This window comes from Kitasatospora sp. NPDC042419 (genome assembly GCF_056437345.1).
This window is the reverse complement of the sequence record NZ_JBWKAW010000017.1, coordinates 54,298-74,396: the sequence shown is the minus strand read 5'-3', so window position 1 is coordinate 74,396 and position 20,099 is coordinate 54,298. Positions and strand designations below refer to the sequence as shown.

Below are 20,099 nucleotides of genomic sequence, written 5' to 3'. Positions count from 1 at the left end.
TCACCCCTTTCGCTCTCGGATACGTGCTCGAAGGTCTCTGCGCGACCCGGCGGTCCAGCCGCCCGCCGGGGCTTGCGGCGCGGCGGCGGGCCGCGCCGGCGCGGGCCCGGCCTCCGCCGTGCCCGAGCGGATCGCCGCGATGCGGGCCGCCAGGGCGCTGCGGGTCGGGTACTTGAAGACGTCGGTCACCGGGAACTCCACGCCGAGCCCGGTGCTCAGGCGCGCGTGGAGCCGGACCGCGTCCGGCGACTTCATCCCGGCCTCGAAGAAGCTGGCGTCCTCCGGGATGTCGAAGCCCAGCGTCGCCCGCACCGCCGCCGCGACCAGCTCCGCCTCGGTGCCGCCGGCGGGCTGCGGCGGGGCCGAACCTCCCGCCTGCCGGACGAGTTCGGCCAGTGCGGCCGGCGTCGGTGCGCGGAAGACCATCGCCATGGTGACGGGCACGCCGAAGCGGGCGCCGGCGGCCTCGGCGAGCTGCACGGCCAGCAGTGACTGCCCGCCGGACAGGAAGAAGTTGGAGTCCGGGCCGAGCCCGCTCCGGCCGAGGACGCCGGTCCACAGCCCGACCAGTGCCGCCTCGACCTCGTCGGCCGGCTCGGCCTGCCCGGCCCCGGCGTCCGCGACCGGTCCGACCTCGTCCAGCGGGAGCGCCGCCAGGGCGTTGACGTCCACCTTCTCGTTGGCCGTGGTCGGCAGCCGGTCCAGGACCACGATGCGGGCGGGCACGCTGTAGCCGGGGAGCCGCTGTCCGGCGTGCGTCCAGACGTCCGCCACCAGTCCGGTGCGGTCGGCGGCGACCACGAATCCCGCGAGGAAGCCGTCGCCGCTGGGATCGCCCTTGAGGACGACCGCGGCCGCGCCCACCTCGGGGTGGGTCTCCAGCGCCGCCTCGACCTCGCCCAGCTCGATCCGGTGGCCCCGCAGCTTCACCTGCCGGTCGGCGCGCCCGGCCAGCTCGATCCGGCCGTCCGGGCGCAGCCGGGCCAGGTCCCCGGTGCGGTAGTAGCGGCCGAGGCCGGGGTCCTCGCGGAAGCGTTCCGCGGTGAGTTCCGGGCGCTCGTGGTAGCCCAGGGCCACGCCGTCGCCGGCGATGCACAGTTCGCCGGTGCAGCCCACCGGGAGCGGCCGCCCGGCCGCGTCGAGCACCCGCACCCGGGTGTTCGCGAGCGGCCGGCCGACCAGCACCGGCTCGCCGGGGCGTACCCGGGAGCTGGTCGACCAGATCGTCGTCTCGGTGGGGCCGTAGACGTTGTGGACCTCGGCGCCGGTCCGCAGCAGCAGTTCGGCCAGGGCGTCCGGCAGCGGCTCGCCGCCGCACAGCGCGACCCGCCCGGCCAGTCTGCCCGCCAACGGCCCGGCGACCAGCCGCCAGGTGGTCGGCGTCGCCTGGACGACCGAGACCCGCTCCCGTTCGATCAGCTCGATCAGCTGCTCGGGCTCGCCGCGCGCCTGGTCCGGGGCGACGACGACCCGGCCGCCGACGGCGAGCGGGAGGCACAGTTCGAGCGCCGAGATGTCGAAGGCGAACGTGGTCAGCCAGAGCGTGCTGGTGTCCGGGCCCAGGCCGAGGTCGTGGGCGAAGTGCCGGACCACGTTGGCCAGGTTGCGGTGGGACAGCCGGACGCCCTTGGGGCGGCCGGTGGAGCCCGAGGTGTAGATCAGGTAGGCGCAGTCGTCGGGGTCGGGGACGGCCGGGCCGAGGTCCTCCGCGGCCGCTCCGGCGACCACCTCGGTGCGGTGCTCCCGGCACTCCGGCGGCAGGTGGCCGGCGCCGATCACCAGGCGGCAGCCGGCGTCGTCGAGCTGGTAGGCCAGCCGCTCGGCCGGGTGGCCGGAGTCGAGCGGGAGGTAGGCGCAGCCGGCCGCCCAGACCCCGAGGACCGCCGCCGCGGTGTCCCACCCGCGGGGGCCGGCCAGCGCGACGACCTCGCCCGGCCGGCCGCCGGCGGCGAGCACGGCCGCCCGGTAGGCGGCGGCCCGTCCGGCGAGTTCGCGGTAGCCGACGGAGCGGGATCCGGAGCGGTCCGCCTCGACGACGGCGACCGCGTCGGGGCGCCGCTCGGCGGCCGCGGCGAAGAGGCCGGCCACGGTCGCCGGTCCCGGCCAGTCCGTACCGGTCGCGTTGGTCCGGTCCGCCACCTCGCGGTCCCGGTCGGAGCGGATGTCGAACTCGCCCACCGGCTTGGTCGGGTCGGCGACCGCCGCGCGGATCACCGCGTCCAGGCGCTCCAGGAACGCCTCGGCGAACTCCACGTCGTACACCTCGGTGCTGACCACCAGCTTCACGGTCACCCGCGGGCCGACCGGCTGCGCCGTCAGCTCCAGGTCGAAGCGGCTCAGCCCGGTCGCGACCTCGCGGAACAGCGAGCCGTCGCCCGCCGGGCGGGTGGTCGGGTGCTCGGGGCGGTAGTTGAACAGCTGCCGGACCAGCCGGGAGCGCCACCAGCCCGCGTCGTCCGCGCCGGCGGGGTCGGCGGCGGCGACGGCCTCGAACGGGGCGCGCCCGTGCTCGAACCCGGCGACCATCGCCTCGGTGACCCGTGCGACCAGCCGGTCGAAGCCGATGCCGTCCTCGACCGGCACGCGCAGCGGGACCGTCGCGACGTGGTAGCCGACCGCGTCGGCGGAGCGGCCGCCGCGGGTGTCCGCCATCACGCCGATCACCTGGTCCTCGGCCGCGCCGAGGCGGCGCAGCAGCAGGTGGTAGCAGGCGAGCAGGACGAGCGCGTCGGTGGCCTTGCAGGTGCGCCGCAGCTCGGCCAGGCCGGCGACGGCCTCCGGCGACAGCTCCCGCTCGACCATCCGGCCGGCGAAGGTGGGCTCGGCGCCGGGTTCGCGGGCGCCGTCCAGCCGCATGGTGGCCGGGTCGAAGTCCGCGGTCCGCTCGCGCCAGTACTCCAGGGCCGCGCCGTGGTCCGCCGCGGGCACGTCCACCGGGGCGGGCAGCTCCGGCGGCGCGCCGGTCTCGGTGATCGCGCGGTAGGCCTGCCCGATCTCGGCGACCAGCAGGCCGAGGCTGGCGGCGTCGACCACGATGTGGTGGGCGGCCAGGCAGATCACCGACCGCTGCGCGGAGACGGTGAACAGGCCGACCCGGACGAGCGGCGCCCGGTCGAGCCGGAACGGGCCGGCCGCGTACGCGGTGAGGTCGGCCTCGATCCGGTCGGGGTCGCTGCTGACGAGGTCCAGTTCGAGGGCGGGTTCGGCGGACCGGCGGCCCACCGCGCCGTCGTGCAGCACGAACTCGGCGGACAGTGCCGGGTGCCGGCGCACGAGCCAGTTCAGGGCCTCCTGGAGCGGCCACCAGCGCACCTGCTCGGTCATCTCGATGGCCACGGCGGCGTTCGAGACCCCGAGGTCGGGGACGAGCTGCTGGAGCATCCACAGGGCCTGCGATCCGCTGTCCACCGCGGCCGGCACGGCCGGGTCCGCGGTCGTCGGTTCAGTCACCAAGGCCTCCGAGGTCGACGGGTCCGGCGGCGGCGGGTGCCGCCGCTTCGGGGTCGGGCCGGTCCGGTGCCGGGCCCGTGATCTCCCGCGCCGTCAGGTCGGCGAGTTCGGCGCACGCGTCCTCCAGCAGCCAGTGGCCGCCGTCCAGGCCGACCAGGCGGACGGGTGCGGTGCTGTGCCGGCGCCAGCCGAGCAGGGCGCCGTGGAGGGTGTCCTCGTCCTGGAGGCCGTGGAAGACCACGACGCGCACCGGGAGCGGCGCCTCGGGCTCGCAGTGGTACTCGCCGAGCCACGAGAAGTCGGCCCGGACGGCGGGTTCGACGAGCCGGCGCACCGTCGGGTCGACGGCGAGGTCGCCGGAGACGCCGCCGCGTTCGGTCAGGTACTCCCAGAGCACGTCGGACGGGAGGTACGGGAGTCTGCGCGGCCGCCAGGCGATGTCGGGCGCCTCGAAGGAGACCACGAACATCCGCTCGGGCAGGCGCACGGACCGCGCGCGCAGCCGCCGGGCGACCTCGAAGGCGAGCACGGCGCCGCCGCAGTAGCCGAACAGGTCGTACGGCCGGTCGTCGATCAGCTCGACGAGGGCGTCGGTGAGTTCGTCCACCAGCCCCGCCAGCTCGGTGCGCGGCGGCTCCGCCAGCCGGGCCTGGCGCCCGGGCAGGTTGGCGGACCAGAGCGCGACGCCGTGCCCGGCCAGCAGGTCGGCCAGCGGCGACAGCTGGGCGCAGCCGGCGCCGGCGTGCGGGAACCCGAAGACCCGGCGGTCGCCGTCCGCGGCGAGCGGGACGTACCAGTGCCGGTCGTCGATCATCGTGTGCCTCTCGTTTCGGCGATGTGGGCGGCCAGCAGGGCGGGGGTGGGGGCGGCGAAGACGGCGTCGAAGCCGATCCCGGTGCCGAGGGCGGCCGAGAGCTCCGCCGCGACCCGCACGGCCGCCAGGGAGTGCCCGCCGCTCAGGAAGAAGTGGGAGGACGGCCCGATCCCCCGGTCGCCGAGGACCTGCCGCCAGATCCCGACGACCGTGTCCACGAGGGGGTCCGCGGTTCCCGCGGCCGGGTCCTCCCCGGCGTCGGCGCCGGCCGCGGCGGCGAGCGCGCCGTAGTCGATCTTGTCGTTCCCGGTCAGCGGGAAGGACCCGACCACCAGCACCCGGCCCGGCAGCCCGCCCGCGGACAGGAACCCGCGGGCGTACTCGCTCAGCCGGGCGGCCAGCGCCCGGTCCTCGTCGTGGCCGGCCGGACCGGCCGCCGGGCGGACGGCCACGGTCAGCGCGGCCTCCCCGGTGGCGTCGGTCTGCGCGAACGCGGCCGCGGCGGCCACCTCCGGGTGCCCCTCGAACACCGACTCGACCTCGCCGGGCTCGATCCGCTGGCCGCGGATCTTCAGCTGGCGGTCGAGCCGCCCCAGGTACCGGAGTGCGCCGTCGGCGTCGAGCACGACCTCGTCGCCCGTGCGGTAGTAGCGGCCCTGCCGCTCGTCCGTGCGGAAGCGCTCGGCGGTCCGGGCCGGATCGCCCCGGTACCCGCGGGCCAGTCCGGCGCCGCCCAGGCACAGCTCCCCGGGCACGCCCGGCGGGAGCTCGCGGTGCTCGGCGTCCCGCACCGACACGGTGGTGTTCGCGATCGGCCGCCCGATCGGCACCCGGTCGGGCACCGGCGAGCGCAGTTCGGCCGCCGTCGACCAGATCGTCGTCTCGGTCGGGCCGTAGACGTTGAACAGCCGGCAGCCGGCCGCCAGCAGGCGCTCGGCCAGGGCTCCGGTCATCGCCTCGCCCCCGCAGAGCACCCGCATGCCGCGCAGCGCGTCGCCGAGCTCAGGGGCCAGGAAGCGCCAGGTGGTGGGGGTCGCCTGGGCGACCGTCACCCGTTCCGTCCTGACCAGGGCGGCGAGGTCGCCCGCGGACAGCCGGGTGCGGTCGCTCACCGGGACCACCCGCGCTCCCGCGGCCAGGGGCAGCAGGAACTCCAGGGCGGAGATGTCGAAGGAGGCGGTCGTCAGCCAGAGGAAGCGGTCGTCCGCGGTGACGCCCAGCAGCTCCGCGAAGTGGCGGACCACGTTGGCGAGCGCCGGGTGCCCGACCTCCACGCCCTTGGGGCGGCCGGTCGAGCCCGAGGTGTAGATCAGGTACGCGAGCGGGCCCGGCACCGGCGCCGTCGCCGGGGCGTCGCCCTCGGGGGCCAGCACGACCCGGCCGGCCGCCCATTCCGGGGCCACCGGCAGCCGGGAGAGCAGCACCCGCACCCCGCCGTCGTCGAGCTGGTGGGTGCCGCGGGCCACCGGGTGGGCCGGTTCGAGCGGGAGGTAGGCCGCTCCGGCCGTCCAGACGCCCAGGACCGCCGCCGCCAGCTCCGGCCCGCGCTCCAGGTGGAGCCCGACCACGTCGCCGGGGCCCACCCCCTGCTCCCCGAGCGCGCGGGCGATGCCGGCCGCGCGCTCCAGCAGGCGGCCGTACGTCCAGTCGCCGACCGCGGTCGCGCCCGGGTTCCGGAGCCCCTGCTCGAAGACGAGCCGCGGGACGCTCGGGGCGGCCGCGCCGTCGCCGACCGGCCCGGCGGCCGCGTTCAGCGCCGCCACCGTCCGCCGGTCGGCCTCGGTCGCCAGGTCCACCGTGCCGAGCGCGGCGCCGGGTTCGGCGTCCAGCGCGACCAGCAGCCGGGCGTACCGGTCGACCAGTGCCTCGACGCGCGCGCGGTCGTGCGCCTCGGTGCTGAACACCGCCGTGGCGTCCAGCGAGTTCGGTCCGGCGAAGACGATCAGGTCGAGGTCGAGCCGGCTCAGCTCGTGCCCCGCGTCGATCTGCCGCGCGGGCAGGCCCGCCATGGTCAGCTGCTCGTCCGAGGCGCCCAGCGGGCGGAAGTTGAACGCGTGCCGGAAGAGCGGCGCCCGCCAGTCGGCGCTGCGCAGGCCGCTGTGCCGCTGGACCGTCTCGAAGGACGCCGCGCCGTGTTCGAGCCCGCCGAGGAAGGCCGTCCGCACCTGGGCGACCAACTCGTCGAATCCGCGCCCGAGGTCCACCCGGACCCGGACGGGCAGGGTGTCGACGTGGTAGCCGAACGCGTCCGCCGTCCCGGAGCGGCGGGCGCTGACCGGGACGCCGACCACCAGGTCCGGCCCGGCGCCGTGCCGGGCCAGCAGCGCGCAGTAGGCGGCCAGCAGCACGATGTTGTCGCTCGAACGGGTGCGGGCGCGCAGCCGGGCCACCGCGTCCGCCACCGGGTCCAGGTCGCGGTCGACCCGGCCCCCGGCGAACGTCGGCAGGGCCGGCAACGGCCGTGCCCCGGCGAGGGCCTGCCGGGAGGGGTCGGCCCCCTCCAGGTGCTCCACCCAGTAGGCCAGCTCCTCCTCGCCCGGCTCCGGGGCGTCGGAGCCGTCCACCGGGCCCCGCAGGTCCGGCGGCGCCTCCGGGCCCGCCGCGAAGGCGTCGTACAGCCTGGTGACCTCCCGCAGCACGCTCAGCGCGGTCGTCCAGTCGGCCACCAGGTGGTGCGCGACGAAGCAGAGCACGCTGCCCGTGGGCAGGACGATCAGCCTGGCCCGGATCAGCGGGCCCGCGGCGACGTCGAACGGTTCGGCGACGAACGCCGTCACCATCGCGTCGAGGGTGTCCTCGGTCGCGGTGGCCGTCTCCAGCGGCAGGTGCGCGCCCTCCGCCGGGGCGCGCCTGCGGGTCGGCCGCGCGCCGTCGCCGACGAAGGTGGTGCGCAGTCCCGCGTGGCGGCGCGCCAGGTGGTCGAGCGCCTCCTGGAGCGGCCACCAGCGCAGCGGTCCGTCCACCCGCAGGCCGAAGCCCACGTTGCAGATGCCGCGGCCCGCCGCCAGGCGGTGCAGCATCCACAGCGCCCGTTCCTTGTCGTTCACCGGCCGGTCGACCGCTCGGTCGACCGCCCGGTCGAGTCCTCCGGGCACGTCAGTTCGCCCCCTGGCCGACGAGGACCTCGGCGAACGCCTCGACGGTCGGGTGGTCGAACATCGTCACGATCCCGATCCGCAGCCCGAACTCCTGCCGGATCCCGGCCATCAGCTCGACCGCGGTCAGCGAGGTGCCGCCGAGCGCGAAGAAGTCGTCGTCGGGCGCCACCGGGCAGCCCAGCAGCCGGCTCCACAGTTCGGTTAGCCGCTCCAGGACCGTCCCGGCCGGCTGCCCGGCCGGCGCCGGTGCCGGCTCCGGTCCCGCCGCAGGCGCGGGCGCGGCCGCTGCCGCCACGGGTGCCACCGCGGCGGCGGCCGCCCGGACGGGCGCCGGAACCGCCGCCGGCGCGACCTCGGCGGGCGCCGCGGCGTACGGCGGCAGCGCTACCGGAGCGCCGTCGACGAACGGCCGCACGGCCACCTGGTACGGGTGACGGCCGCCCAGCACCGAGAGGAGCATCCGGGCACCGGTGCGCGGGTCGATCCCCTCGGCCGCCGGCCGGTCCCCGTCCGACGCCTGCGGGCGGCTCGGCCCCGCCGGTGCCCCGGCCAGGAACCCGTCGTCCTCGATGCGCCGCATGCTGTACTTGTCGATCCTGCCGACCAGCCGGCCGTCCTCGCCGTACAGGTCGATGTCCGCGACGATCAGTCCCGGTGCCCCGTCGCGCCGCGCCATGTGGCTGGTGCAGACCGCCGGGATGTCCTCGTAGACCTCGAAGACGCCGTACCCGAAGGGGAGGTGCGCGTCGTCGTGGCCACTGGTGCGGGCCTCCGCGGTGGCGTTGTCGAGCAGGGTCGGGTGCAGCGCGTACCGCGGGAGTTCGGCCCGGAACGCCTCCGGGAGCTCCAGCTCGATCAGCTTCTCCAGGTGGCCGCGGGCGCCGACGGCGACCCCGGCGATGGTGTCCCAGCGCGGACCGAACGCGAACAGCGCGTCCTTGGTCTGGGTCGGCGGGTCCACGTGCATCGGGGTGGTCAGCCGCTCGCGCAGGGCGGCGAGGCCCGGCTCGGGCGTCGGCCGCACCGCGGCGTCGAGCACCTCGATCCCGCCGACGGCGTGCCGCATCGGGTCGGTGCCGTCGGACGCGGACGAGGAGACCGTGAACCGCCAGGCCGTGCCGTCGGGTTCGAAGACCACCTCGAACCGGCGCGGACGCTCCACCACCAGGGCCTGCTGGAAGATCACGTCCGTGAGGCGCACCGGCGTACCGGCCGGTCCGACCGTCTCCCGGAAGGCGCGCACCACGGTGTCCAGGTGGCCGGTGCCCGGCATGACCGGCTTGCCGCTGAACCGGTGCTCGTCGAGCATCGGGTCGGCGGCCGCGTCCAGCAGCGACTTCCAGTGGCGGGTGCCGGCCGGCCGCTCCTCGCGGGCCGCCATGCCGACCTCGCTCCAGCTCGGCCAGTTGAGGCTGACCACCGGAACGCCCTCCCGGCTCAGCACCTGGGCGTGGGCGTCCAGGAAGCAGTTCGCCGCCGCGTAGTCGGCGCTGCCGACCAGCCCGCCGAGCGCCGCGCGGCTGGAGAAGTAGGCGAGGAAGTCCAGCGGCGGGTGGTCCCGGAGGACCTCGGCGAGCACCAGGGTGCCGCGCACCTTGGGCCGCAGGACCGCGTCGGCGTCCTCGCGGCGACGCCCCATCAGCATGCCGTCCCCCGCGACGCCGGCGAGGTGGACGACCCCGCTGACCGCGCCGTGGCGGACCCGCACCGTGTCGAACAGCCGGCGCATCGCCCGCAGGTCGGTGACGTCGCAGGCCTCGGCCTGCAGCGTCGCGCCCAGCCGGCGGAGCGCGGCCGTCTCGGCGGCCAGCACGTCGGCCGGCGGCAGCGACCGCCCGGTGAGCACCAGGTGCGGGCGGGTGCCGGTACCGGCGATGGCGCGGGCGACGGCCAGGCCGAGCCCGCCGAAGCCGCCCAGCAGGACGTAGACCCCGCCGCGGCGCACCGCCGGCAGGCTGCCGGACCGGGACCGGGGCCGGAACGGCCGCTCCTCGCGGACCCAGCGGCGGCCGCCGCGCAGCGCGACGACGACGTCGGTCCCGGCCCCGGCCGGGGCGTCGACGGGGCCCAGGAGTCCGGCGATCTCGGCGGCGAGGTCCTCCTCCTGCGCCGGGAGCGCGACGTCGACCAGCCGGCACGCCAGCTCGGGGGCCTCCAGGGCGAGGCTGCGCACCGCTCCGTGCAGGGTGGCCTTGACCGGGTCGAGCTGCTCGGCGCCGGTCAGGTCGGCGCTGTGCCCGGCCAGCACGAGGACCCCGGCGGCCGTGGCGTGGCGGGCGCCGGAGCGGGCCAGCGCCGCGAGGCTGTGGAACGTCGTGGACAGCTGCTCGTCGGCCTCCGCGAGGGCCGCGCGCGGCCGGTCGGGCAGGGCCAGCGCGTGCACCAGCAGCCGGGGCGCGCTGCCCCGGCGGGCCAGTTCGGTCAGCAGCCGGTCGAGGTCCGCCTCGTCGTCGGCGCGCAGCCGGAACTCACCGTCCACCTCCTGGTAGCCGGTGCCGGGCCGGGCGACGACGGGCCGGTAGCCGGCCTGCTGCAGCGCCAGGACGGTCAGCAGGCCGATCTCCTCGTCGGCCGGCAGCAGGGCCAGCGCGACCCCCCGGTCCTCGGCCTGCTCCGGCAGTTCGGCGGCCGGCCGCTCCGTCCAGGTGAGCACCGAGAAGGGTTCCGGTGCGACGGGCGCCGGCACGGCGGGGGCCTGGGCCGGTACGGACATCGGAGCCTCCTCGGTGGCGTCCGCCGGGCTCTGCGCCGGCGTCGGGTCGATCCAGCAGCGCGTGCGCTGGTACTGGTATCCGGGCAGCGTGGCGCGCCGGAAGGGGCGGTGCTCGCGCGTCGCCGCCCAGTCGACGGGCTGCCCGGCGGTCCACAGCGCCGCCGCGGCCGACAGCGCGGAGTGCAGGTCGTCGCCCCCGGCCCGGCCCGGCATGGGCAGGGTGGGCACGGCCTCGGCGTCCGAGCCGTACTGGCGGACCAGGCCGGTCAGCGTGCGCGCCGGGCCGACCTCCAGGACCACGGTGCCGGGCCGGTCGAGCAGGCGGGCGAGCGCGAGGTCGAAGCGGACCGGTTCGGCGATCTGGCGGGCCCAGAAGTCCGGGTCGAGCGCCTGCGTCCCCACCTCGTCGCCGGTGGCGGCGGAGACCATCGGCACGGCGGGCTCGTGGAGCGTCACGCCCTCGAAGGCCGCGGCGAAGAGCTCCACGGCGGGGCGCATCGACTCGGTGTGGAACGCGTGGGAGGTGGCGATCTCCCGGACGGCGAGGCCTTCGCCGCGCAGGGCGTCGAGCGTCTCGCGCAGCCGGTCCGCCGGTCCGCCGATGGTGGTCTGCTTCGGACCGTTCACCGCCGAGACGGTGACGCCCTCGGCGAGCAGCGGCCGCAGCCGCTCCTGCGGCGCCCCGACGACGGCCATCGCGCCGGCCGGCATCGCCGCCATCGCGCCGGCCCGGGCCAGCACCAGCCGGACGGCGTCGTCGAGTCCGAACACGCCCGCGACGGCGGCCGCCGTCAGCTCGCCCAGGCTGTGTCCGACCACGGCGGCGGGCTCGACGCCCCAGGACCTCCACAGCTCGGCGAGCGCGTACTCGACGGCGAACAGCAGCGGCTGGGCGGTCGCGGTGTCCGCCAGCCGCTCGTCGTCCGCGGAGGTCCAGGCCTCCCGGACCGCGGCCGAGCCGGAGGCCCGCTCGAAGCGGTCGAACAGGTCGTCCAGGGCGCGGGTGAAGACCTCGCTGGTCCCGTAGAGTCCGGCGGCCATCCGCCGGTGCTGGGCGGCCTGGCCGGGGAAGGCGAAGACGACCTCCGGTGCCCGGCCGGCGCGGCCGCCCTTGCCGTCCTTGCCGTCCTTGCCGGCGGCGGGGGCGGCCGAACGGCGGACCCGGCCGCTCTCCAGCGCCTCGGCGCAGCCGTCCGCGTCCGCCGCGACGACCGCGCCGCGCACCGGGTACTCGGTCCGGCCGTCCTGGAGCGTCGCGGCGATGTCGGCCAGCGGCTCCGCGTCGGCGCTCCGCAGGTGCTCGGCGAGCCTGGCCTCGTAGTCCTGCACGGCCTGGGGGTCCCGGGCCGACCAGAGCAGGACCTGCGGGCGGCCGGCGTCCTCCTGCGCGGCCCCGGCCACAGCCGGCGCCTCCTCCAGGATCAGGTGCGCGTTGGTGCCCCCGAAGCCCAGCGAGTTGAGGGCGGCGATCCGCGTCCGCTCCGGGTCCCGGGGCCAGGCGACGGTGGCCGCGTCGATCCGGAACGGCGTCTCGTCCAGCCGCAGCCGCGGGTTGGGCTCGGTGAAGTTGGCGGTCGGCACGCGCTGCTCGTTGTCCAGGCAGAGCGCCACCTTGATCAGTCCCGAGACGCCGGCGGCGTGGCCCAGGTGGCCGATGTTGCCCTTGACCGAGGAGAGCGCGATCGGCGCGCCCCCGGCGGCCGCCCGGTAGGCCTCGGTCAGCGCGGCGACCTCGATCGGGTCGCCGAGCGCGGTGCCGGTGCCGTGCGCCTCGACGTAGTCGACCTCGGACGCCTCCACCCCGGCCAGCTCCAGGGCCTGACGCATCGCCGCCGCCTGGCCGACCAGGCTGGGCGCCGAGAAGCCGGCCTTGGTGGCGCCGTCGTTGTTGACCGCCGACGACCGGATCACGGCGTAGACGTGGTCGCCGTCGGCGAGCGCGTCGCCCAGGCGCTTGAGCAGCACCGCGCCGGCGCCCGTGCTGAAGACGGTGCCGCTGGCGTCCCGGTCGAAGGGACGGCACCGGCCGTCCGCCGACAGCGGGCCGCCCGGGTCCCACTGGTAGCCGCGGTGCGCGGGGATCTCGGCCTCGGAGCCGCCGGCGATCGCGTAGTCGCACTCCCCCGTGCGCAGCGCCTGGCAGGCCAGGTGGGTGGCGACCGCGGAGCTGGAGCAGGCCGTGGAGACGGTGAGCGCCGGGCCGCGCAGCCCGAAGCGGTAGGCGACGTGGGTGGCCAGGAAGTCGGGGTAGCTCAGGGTGCTGACGCCCATGCTGCTGCTGGTGAGCATCTGGTAGCCGGCGCCGGACCGGACGTACACGTCCAGGTAGGTGTTCACGCCGGTGGCGGCGAACACCCCGACGCCGTCGGCGATCCGGTGCACGTCGTACCCGGCGTTCTCCACCGAGCCGTGGGCGACCTCCAGGAACATCCGGATCTGGGGGTCGAGCACCGCCGCGTCGCGCGGGGTGAAGCCGAAGAACCCGGCGTCGAACAGCTCCAGTCCGGGCGTCTCGGCGTACGCCTTCACGTAGGAGGGGTCGGCGAGCAGGTCGGCCGGGACGCCCTCGGCCAGCAGCGCCGCGTCCCCCGGGAAGGTGACCGCGTCCTGCCCCTTGCGCAGGTTGTCCCAGAACTCGGCGGTGTCCCGGGCCCCGGGGAAACGGCTGGCCAGCCCGATGACCGCGATGTGCTCGTCAAGGCTCGGCTTCATCTGTTCTTCTCCTTGGCTGACGCTGATCCGCGCGCGGCGAGACGCCGGAGGCGAAGGTCTGTCGTACGGGCGGCCGTCGTGGCGCGCCTGGGGGCGACGGCGGGCTGCGGGCCCGAACCGTCCAGGTGGGCGGCGAGGTCGCGGACGGTGGCGTGTCCGAACAGCATCGCGATCGGGATGGGACGGGCCAGGGTGTCCTGCAGCTGCTGGTGCACCTGCGCGATCTGCATCGAACTGGCGCCGAGGTCGAAGAAGTTGCGGTCCACGTCCACGTCTGCGACGCCGAGCGCGGCCCGCCACAGGTCTGCGACCAGGCCCTCCAGATCGCCGGCCGGCCGGGCCCGCCGGGCCGGCCGGGGCCGGACCGGCGGCGGTTCCGGCAGCGCGGCCCGGTCGACCTTGCCGTTGGGGGTGAGCGGGACCGCCGCCACGGCCACCACCACGGCGGGCAGCATCGGTTCCGCCAGCTGGACCCGCAGCCGGGCCCGCACCGCCTCCAGGGCCGGGACCGGGTGCCCCGGCTCCGGCACGAGGCAGGCGACCACCCGCGGCTCGCCGTCGTGGTCCGGGCGGATCGCGCACGCGGCGTCACGCACCCCGGGCAGCCGGCGCAGCCAGTGGTCGATCTCCGCGGGCTCGACCCGGACGCCGCGGACCTTGCCCTGGTCGTCGCGCCGCCCGGCGAGCACGATCCGGCCGTCCGCGGTGCGGCGGCCGAGGTCCCCGGTGGCGAACCGGCGGTGCCCGGGCACCGGGTCGGCCGTGAAGGCCGCCGGGTCCCCGAGGACCCCGAGCGCCAGGTGGGGGCCGCGCACGACGACGTCGCCCAGTTCGCCGGGGGCGGCCGGCCGGCCGCGCCGGTCGAGCACGAGGACCTCCGCTCCGGGCGCGCCGGGGTCGATGGCCACCGGGCCGCCGTCCGCCGCGGCCGGGTCCAGGACCCGGGCACTGACCAGCTGCGGGGTCTCGGTGGCGCCGTACCCGTGGACGACCTCCGCGTTCGGGGCCCAGCCGCGCACCGCCGCGAGGTCGTCCGCGGTCAGCGTGTCGCCGGAGCAGCACACCAGCCGCACCCGGGGCAGCACGGGGGCGGTGCGCGCCAGCGCGAGCAGCCGGCACAGGGCCGGGGTGGCGTGCAGGACGGTGACCTCCTCGGTGGCCAGCCAGTCCCGCAGCTCGTGGGGCGAGCGCACCAGGTCGGCGGGCGGCACGCAGAGCGCGGCCCCGGTCCACAGCGGCACGAACACCTCCCGCAGCAGGGGGTCGTGGGCCAGGCCGGCGAGCATCGCGGTCCGGTCCCCCGGGCCGATGCCGTGGCGGCCGGTGTACCAGTGGAGGAAGTGGGCGAGCGGTTCGAGGGCGCCGGCCACCCCGCGCGGTGCGCCGGTCGTCCCGGAGGTGAAGGCGATGTAGCCGGGTGCGTCCGGCCGGTGCGCCGCCGGCGGCCACGCCCCCGCGCCGGGACCGGTGTCCGACGGCAGGTCGAGCCAGCGCGTCCGGCCGGCCGACAGCTCCGGCGGCACCGGGCGGCCCACCGACAGCGCCACCCGGGCTCCGGCCGCGTCGAGCCGGGCCGCCAGGAGGGGCGCCGGGTAGCCGGGGTCGAGGACGGTGAACGCCGCGCCCGCGCCGAGCACGCCGAGCAGCACCGGGACGAGCCCCGGCGTCCGGTCGGCGAGCACGCCCACCACGGTTCCCGGCTCCAGCAGCGCGGACACCGCGGCCGCCCGCTCGTACAGCCGCCGGTAGTCGACGGACTCGCCGGGGCCGCGGACGGCCTCCCGGCCGGCGGCCCCGGCGGCGGTCCGCGCGAGCCGGGTCAGGAGGTCCGGTGCCCCGCCGCGCAGGTCCGGCAGCGGGCGGTCGGCGGGGGCCCCGGCGAGGCGGTGCTCCGCGAGGGGCAGTTCCGGGCGCGCGCAGAGGGCGGTGAGGAGGGCGAGGTACTGGTCGCCGAACCCGGCCATCGTCTCCGGGCCGAACAGGTCCGCGTCGTAGACCAGGTCCACCCGGGCGGCGGCCCCGTCCAGGGTCACGTAGGCGGCCAGGTCGAACAGCGCGCCGGGCACCGGCGGTTCGGCCACCGTCACGCGCAGGCCCGCGAGCGCCGGCGGGGCCGGCGGCTCCCCGAGCCAGTTGAACCAGACGCGGAACAGCGGCGCGTTGTCGCCGCCCGCCCGGCGCGCCTCCTCGACGATCCGGTCGAACGGCAGCTCGCTGTGGGCGATCGCCCCGGTCAGCGCCGTCCGGGTGCCCTCCAGCAGGCCGTCGAAGCCGGCCTCCGGGTCGACGGCCAGCCGCACGGGCAGGGTGGCGACGTCGAACCCGGCCATCCGGTGCGTCGCCTCCAGGTCGCGGTCTCCGTAGGGGACCCCGACCACCAGGTCCGACCGGCCGGACCAGCGGCCGAGCAGCGCGGCGAAGGCGGCGAGCATCACCGTGTTGGGGGTGGTGCGGGCCGAAGCGGCGACGGCGGTGACGGCGCGGAGCTGCTGCTCGGTGACCGGCACGCGCAGCGTCCCGGGCCGGCCGGTCGCCGGTCCGGGGCGGTCGGCGGGCAGCGCCGCCGGTGCCGGCGGATCGGCCAGCCGGCTGCGCCAGTACGCCCGCCTGGTCGCCTCGAACTCCCCCGTCAGGCGCTCGGCCTGCCACCGGCTCACGTCGAGCCGGCGCAGTCCCAGCGGCGGCAGTCCGGGCTCGGCCCCGGCGAGCAGGGCGTCGTGGACGGTGCCCAGCTCCTCCAGCAGCACCCGCTCGGACCAGCCGTCGTGGACGGCGTGGTGCGCGACCAGGACCAGGTCGGCCGTGTCGGGGCCGCGCCGGAACAGGGCCGCCCGGACGACGTCGCCGCGGGCCGGGTCGAACGGGCGGGCCGCGTACGCGGCGACGTCGTCCGCGCCGGGCTCCTCGAACAGCTCCCACGGGATGCCCGCGGCCGGGAGGATCCGGGCGACAGGCCCGTCCGGCGTGTCCACCAGGGCGGTCCGGAGCGCGTCGTGCCGCTCGACCAGGTGGTCGAGCGCCCGGCGCAGGACGTCCGGGCGCAGCGGTCCCTCGATCCGCAGCACCGTCGGCAGGTTGTACGCGGGGTCCTCCGGGCGCAGCTTGTGCAGCAGCCACAGGCGGCGCTGGTCGGGCGAGAGCGGCCCGGTGGCGGCGGCGTCCGCCCGGGGCGCCGCGGCGGCGGACCGGGCGGCCGCGAGCTCGCCGGCCAGGGCGGCGACCGTGGGGGCCGCGAGGACGGTGGCGGTGGAGACCGCGGCGCCGGTGGCGGCGCGGAGGGACGCGGCCAGCAGCGCCGCGGTGAGCGAGCTGCCGCCGGCCTCGAAGAGGTTCTCCTCGCGGTGGCCCGGTCCGCGGCCGAGGTGGCGGGTCCAGGCGTCGACGAGGAGCCGCTCGGTCGCGTCCCGGGGGGTCATCACCGGCTCGGTGCGCACGGCGTCGGTCAGCGCCGCCCGGTCGACCTTCCCGGAGGACGTCAGCGGGAAGCTCCGGTGCGCGACGAGGGCCGGGACCAGCGCCGGCGGCAGGATGCCCGCCGCGTGCCGGCGCACCCGGTCCAGGGCCGCCCGGTCGGCGACGAGGTGCGCGACCAGCGACGTCCCGCCGTCCCGGTCCTCGCGGACCAGCGCCACGCCCGCCACCTCGGGGTGGGCCGAGAGGACGGCCTCGACGGCGCTCAGGCTGCCGCGGACGCCCCCGACCTTGATCTCGTCGTCGCCGCGGCCGAGGTGGACCAACAGGCCTCCGACCCGGCGGACCGTGTCGCCGGTGCGGTACCAGCGCCGGCCGCCGGCGTGCGGGAACCGCTCCGCGGTCAGTTCGGGGTCGCGGTGGTAGCCCCGGGCCAGGGTCGGCCCGGCCAGCCAGAGTTCGCCGGTCCCGCCCTCGCCGACCTCGCGGCCCGCGCCGTCCACGACGGCCGTCTCGACGCCGGGGAAGGGGCTGCCGATGGGGACCGAGCCGTCCGCCGCGCCGAGCGAGTCCTCGGTCACCTCGTGCCAGGTGCTGTCGACGGCGGCCTCGGCGACGCCGTAGGAGTTGACGACCCGGACCCGCTCGCCGAGTGCCCGGCGCAGCCCGCGGTAGTCCTCCACCGACCAGCGCTCGCCGCCGGAGACGACCAGCCGCAGCGACGGGAGCGGGCGGTCCAGCCCCGCGACGAACAGCCGGAGGACCGCCGGGGTGAACTCGACGGTGTCGACCGACTCGGCCTCGATCAGCGCGGCGAGCGCGGGCGGGTCGAGCAGGGTCCGGGTCGGGCACAGCACCAGCCGCCCGCCGGACAGCAGGGCCCGGACGAGGTCCGCGACGTGCACGTCGAAGGCGGGACCGGCGGCCTGGAGGCTGACCCGGGGGGCCGTGTCGAGGTCGTAGCAGTCGGCCCACGCGCGGTGGACGGTGGCCAGCGCCCGGTGCGGGACGGCGACCGCCTTGGGGGCGCCGGTCGAGCCGGAGGTGTGGACGATGTAGGCGAGGTGGTCCGGGGTCAGGCCGTCGGCGGCGCCGGGCCCGGCGTACGGCGGCGTGTCCTCCGGCGCGGTGCCGGCCGGTGCGGCGTCCTCCGGCGCGAGCGTCGCGACGAGGTCGGCGAACGGCGCGGTCGCCCCGGGCGCCCCGATCAGCGCGGCCGGCCCGGCGGCCGCCACCATCCGGCGGTTGCGGGCCACCGGCACCGCCGGGTCGAGCGGCAGGTAGCAGGAGCCGGCCAGCCAGACCGCCACCGCGGCGACCACCGACTCGACGCGCTCCCGGTCGAAGAGCACCGCGACCGGGACGTCCGGTCCCGCGCCGGCCCGCCGCAGCAGGCCGGCGAGGCGCCGGGCCGCACCGGCCAGCTGCCCGTACGTCAGCGACCCGGTACCGGCCACCACCGCGACCCGGTCCGGGAAGCGGGCGGCGGTCTCGGCGAACAGGGCGCCGACCAGCAGCCCTCGGTCGTCAGGAACCGGCATGCGGTGCCTCCTCGAACTCCCAGGACGCGGACGGGTGCGGCTGCGGGTCGACGGCGACGAGCCGCAGCTCCGAGGTGTAGCGGCCGCCCGACGGGTCGCTCAGCCACAGTTCGTCGGGGGCCGGGAGCATCTCGACCAGGTCGACGGGGGCGTCCGGCGCCGCCCGGCGCAGCGCCCGGGCCAGGTTGTCGACCAGCACCGGTGCCGCGAAGTCGACGTAGAACGGCTTGGTGCCGGCCGCGGTCCGGACGAAGACGTGCCGGGGCAGGCCCTGCGCCGCGGCCCACCGGCGGAGGGTGTCCTGCCCGGCCTCGCGCGAGCGCGCCGGCAGCGGCCCGAACTCCCGCGCGCGGAAGCGCCACTGGCGCCGGCACACGGTCAGGGCGCCGATGCCGGCCCGGGGCGCGCGGCGGCGCGGGGCGCGGATCCGGAACATGTTGACCACCACCGCGGTCAGGAACTCGCCGAAGCACTCCAGGACCGGCGCCTGCCAGCCCTCGCCGCGGGCGGTGGCGAGCAGCTCCCCGGCGTGCTCGCCCACCACCAGGGCGGTGGCCGGGGTGCCGGCCGCACCGGACGGGTGGCCGTCGTCGGACCCGTAGGACCAGTAGCGGTAGGCACCGGGCGGATCCAGCGCCAGCGGGGGGTAGGTGCGCGAGCTGACCTCGGGCGCCGTGCCCGGGTAGACCGGGACGACGCGGCCGGGCGCGCTGTCCTCGGCGACCGCCGCGACCAGCCGCCCGCGGTCGTCGGCCTGGGCCGAGAACACCCGGCTCTCCAGGGTGTTCAGCGCGACGTGCAGTTCCCCCAGCACCCAGCCCAGCCGGCCGTCCGCCTCGCGGCGGAGCATGACGTCGGGGCTGTGCGAGCGGGCGGCCGCCCAGAGCCGGCCCTGGGTCCGGAACACCACGTCGGCGATCTCCCGCGCGCGGGCGGCCGGCACCACCGCGTCCTCCGTCCCCTGCGGCAGGATCTCCGCCCAGCGCAGCTGGAAGTCGGCGAGCACGGGCGCGTAGAGCTCACTGGACGGGCTCAGCACGTCCGCCGCGGCGAACTGCAGCTCGGCCAGCGTCACCTCGTCCCGCTGCCGGCTCAGCTCGCGGTGGCGGTCGACGAGTTCGTCGTGGGCGACCTGGCCGATCTCGGCGCAGAGCCAGCGGGACGCGTCGAGCAGGACCGACATCGGCAGGGCCAGCTCGTCGAGGTCGGGCAGGCCGATGTCGGCGTCGAGGTCGCGCCGGCAGTCCAGGTAGAGCGGGGTGCGTCCGCCGGGGGTCAGTCCGGGCGCGGGCCGCACCGGGTGCCCCGCGGCGGCGGCGAGGCGGGTGTCGACGGCGGCGAGGGCGGCCTGCAGGCCGTCGGCGGTGGCCGCGTCGCGGACCGCCTCGCGGGCCTCGTCGAGTCCGGCCAGCACGGCGGCCAGCCGGTCCCTGACCGCCGGGTCAGCGATCCGCTCCACCTGGGCGCCGAGCAGCCGCTCCGGGTGCCCGTCGATCGGTACCCGGAAGCCGACCCGGACCACGCCCGCCCGGAGCAGTTCGTCCAGGGCCCCGGTGTCCCGGTCGCCGCACAGCTCCGCGACGGAGAGGTCCGCGCCGGCCCCGGCGAGCCGGTCGACGAGGGCGAGCGCCCCGCCGCTCGGGGTGAACGGGGGCCGCAGCGGTCGCCGCAGGGCGTCCCCGGCCCGGCTCACCGCCGGGTCCAGCCGGACGGGGAGCAGCCCGGCCAGGGCGGGGTCGGCGTTCCACGCCCGGGCGACCGCCTGCAGCGCCCAGACCTCCAGCCCGACGCCGGTGCGGGTGATCGCGCCGGTGCCGCGGATCGCGGTCTCCGGCCCGCCGAGCTCGGCCCAGGCGACCGGGCCGAAGAAGCCGATGGTGTCGTTCTTGGCGCAGTAGCGCTGGGCGTAGCGGGCGATCAGCGCCTCGCGGCGGGCCATCCGGTCGAGTTCCAGCGGTGCTCCGGCGCGTACCGAGGCGGCGTAGTCGGCCACCCAGTTCGCCATCGCGTCGGGGTTCTGCCAGGTGAGCGCCCGCCGGAAGTCGTCCTCGGCCACGACGGCGTCGATCCCCCGCCGGGTCGCGGCCTTCAGGGCCGTCTCGCGCGCCGCGCCGGCCGGCAGGTCCTGCTCCCCGGGGGCGGCGAGCGCGTCGAGGCGCCCGAACGGGAGCCCGGCCGAGCGCAGTGCGGCCACCCGCCACAGTCGCCAGCCCCGGTCGATCTCGACCCGGTCCGGCCTCGTGGTGGAGTCGACGAGCATGGACGGCCCTCCCGGAGGCACAGTGATCTTCCCGTACCGGGAAGATAGTCAGCACTCCTGGTCGGGGACCTGTCGCAGGTTTGAGGGACGTGTCCGCAAC

At 77.3% G+C, this 20,099-nt stretch carries 6 protein-coding genes; all 6 read right to left on the bottom strand.

Annotated elements, in window-relative coordinates; genetic code table 11:
• The 6 genes from AC067J_RS27545 to AC067J_RS27520 are packed head-to-tail and all read right to left on the bottom strand — an operon-like array spanning position 1 to position 19,999.
• On the bottom strand, positions 1-3,450 hold the full coding sequence (locus tag AC067J_RS27545; protein WP_478303577.1) for a non-ribosomal peptide synthetase: 3,450 nt from the start codon (positions 3,448-3,450) through the stop codon (positions 1-3).
• The gene (locus AC067J_RS27540; protein WP_478303575.1) at positions 3,443-4,264 is read right to left on the bottom strand and encodes a thioesterase II family protein; all 822 of its coding nucleotides are present in this window, start codon (positions 4,262-4,264) and stop codon (positions 3,443-3,445) included. Before AC067J_RS27540 ends, AC067J_RS27545 begins: the two co-directional genes overlap by 8 nt.
• Entirely contained in the window at positions 4,261-7,359 is a 3,099-nt protein-coding gene (locus AC067J_RS27535) for a non-ribosomal peptide synthetase (protein ID WP_478303573.1), read from the bottom strand. The genes AC067J_RS27540 and AC067J_RS27535 overlap by 4 nt, the downstream gene beginning before the upstream one ends.
• A gap of 1 nt (position 7,360) precedes the next feature.
• The gene (locus AC067J_RS27530; RefSeq protein ID WP_478303571.1) at positions 7,361-12,787 is read right to left on the bottom strand and encodes an SDR family oxidoreductase; all 5,427 of its coding nucleotides are present in this window, start codon (positions 12,785-12,787) and stop codon (positions 7,361-7,363) included.
• Positions 12,784-17,739 carry an amino acid adenylation domain-containing protein gene (locus AC067J_RS27525; protein ID WP_478303569.1) on the bottom strand — a complete coding sequence of 1,652 codons (4,956 nt, stop codon included), beginning with the start codon at positions 17,737-17,739 and terminating at the stop codon, positions 12,784-12,786. The genes AC067J_RS27530 and AC067J_RS27525 overlap by 4 nt, the downstream gene beginning before the upstream one ends.
• Complete coding sequence (locus tag AC067J_RS27520) at positions 17,726-19,999, bottom strand: lantibiotic dehydratase (protein ID WP_478303567.1); 2,274 nt, start codon at positions 19,997-19,999, stop codon at positions 17,726-17,728. The genes AC067J_RS27525 and AC067J_RS27520 overlap by 14 nt, the downstream gene beginning before the upstream one ends.
• Positions 20,000-20,099: the final 100 nt, after the last annotated feature.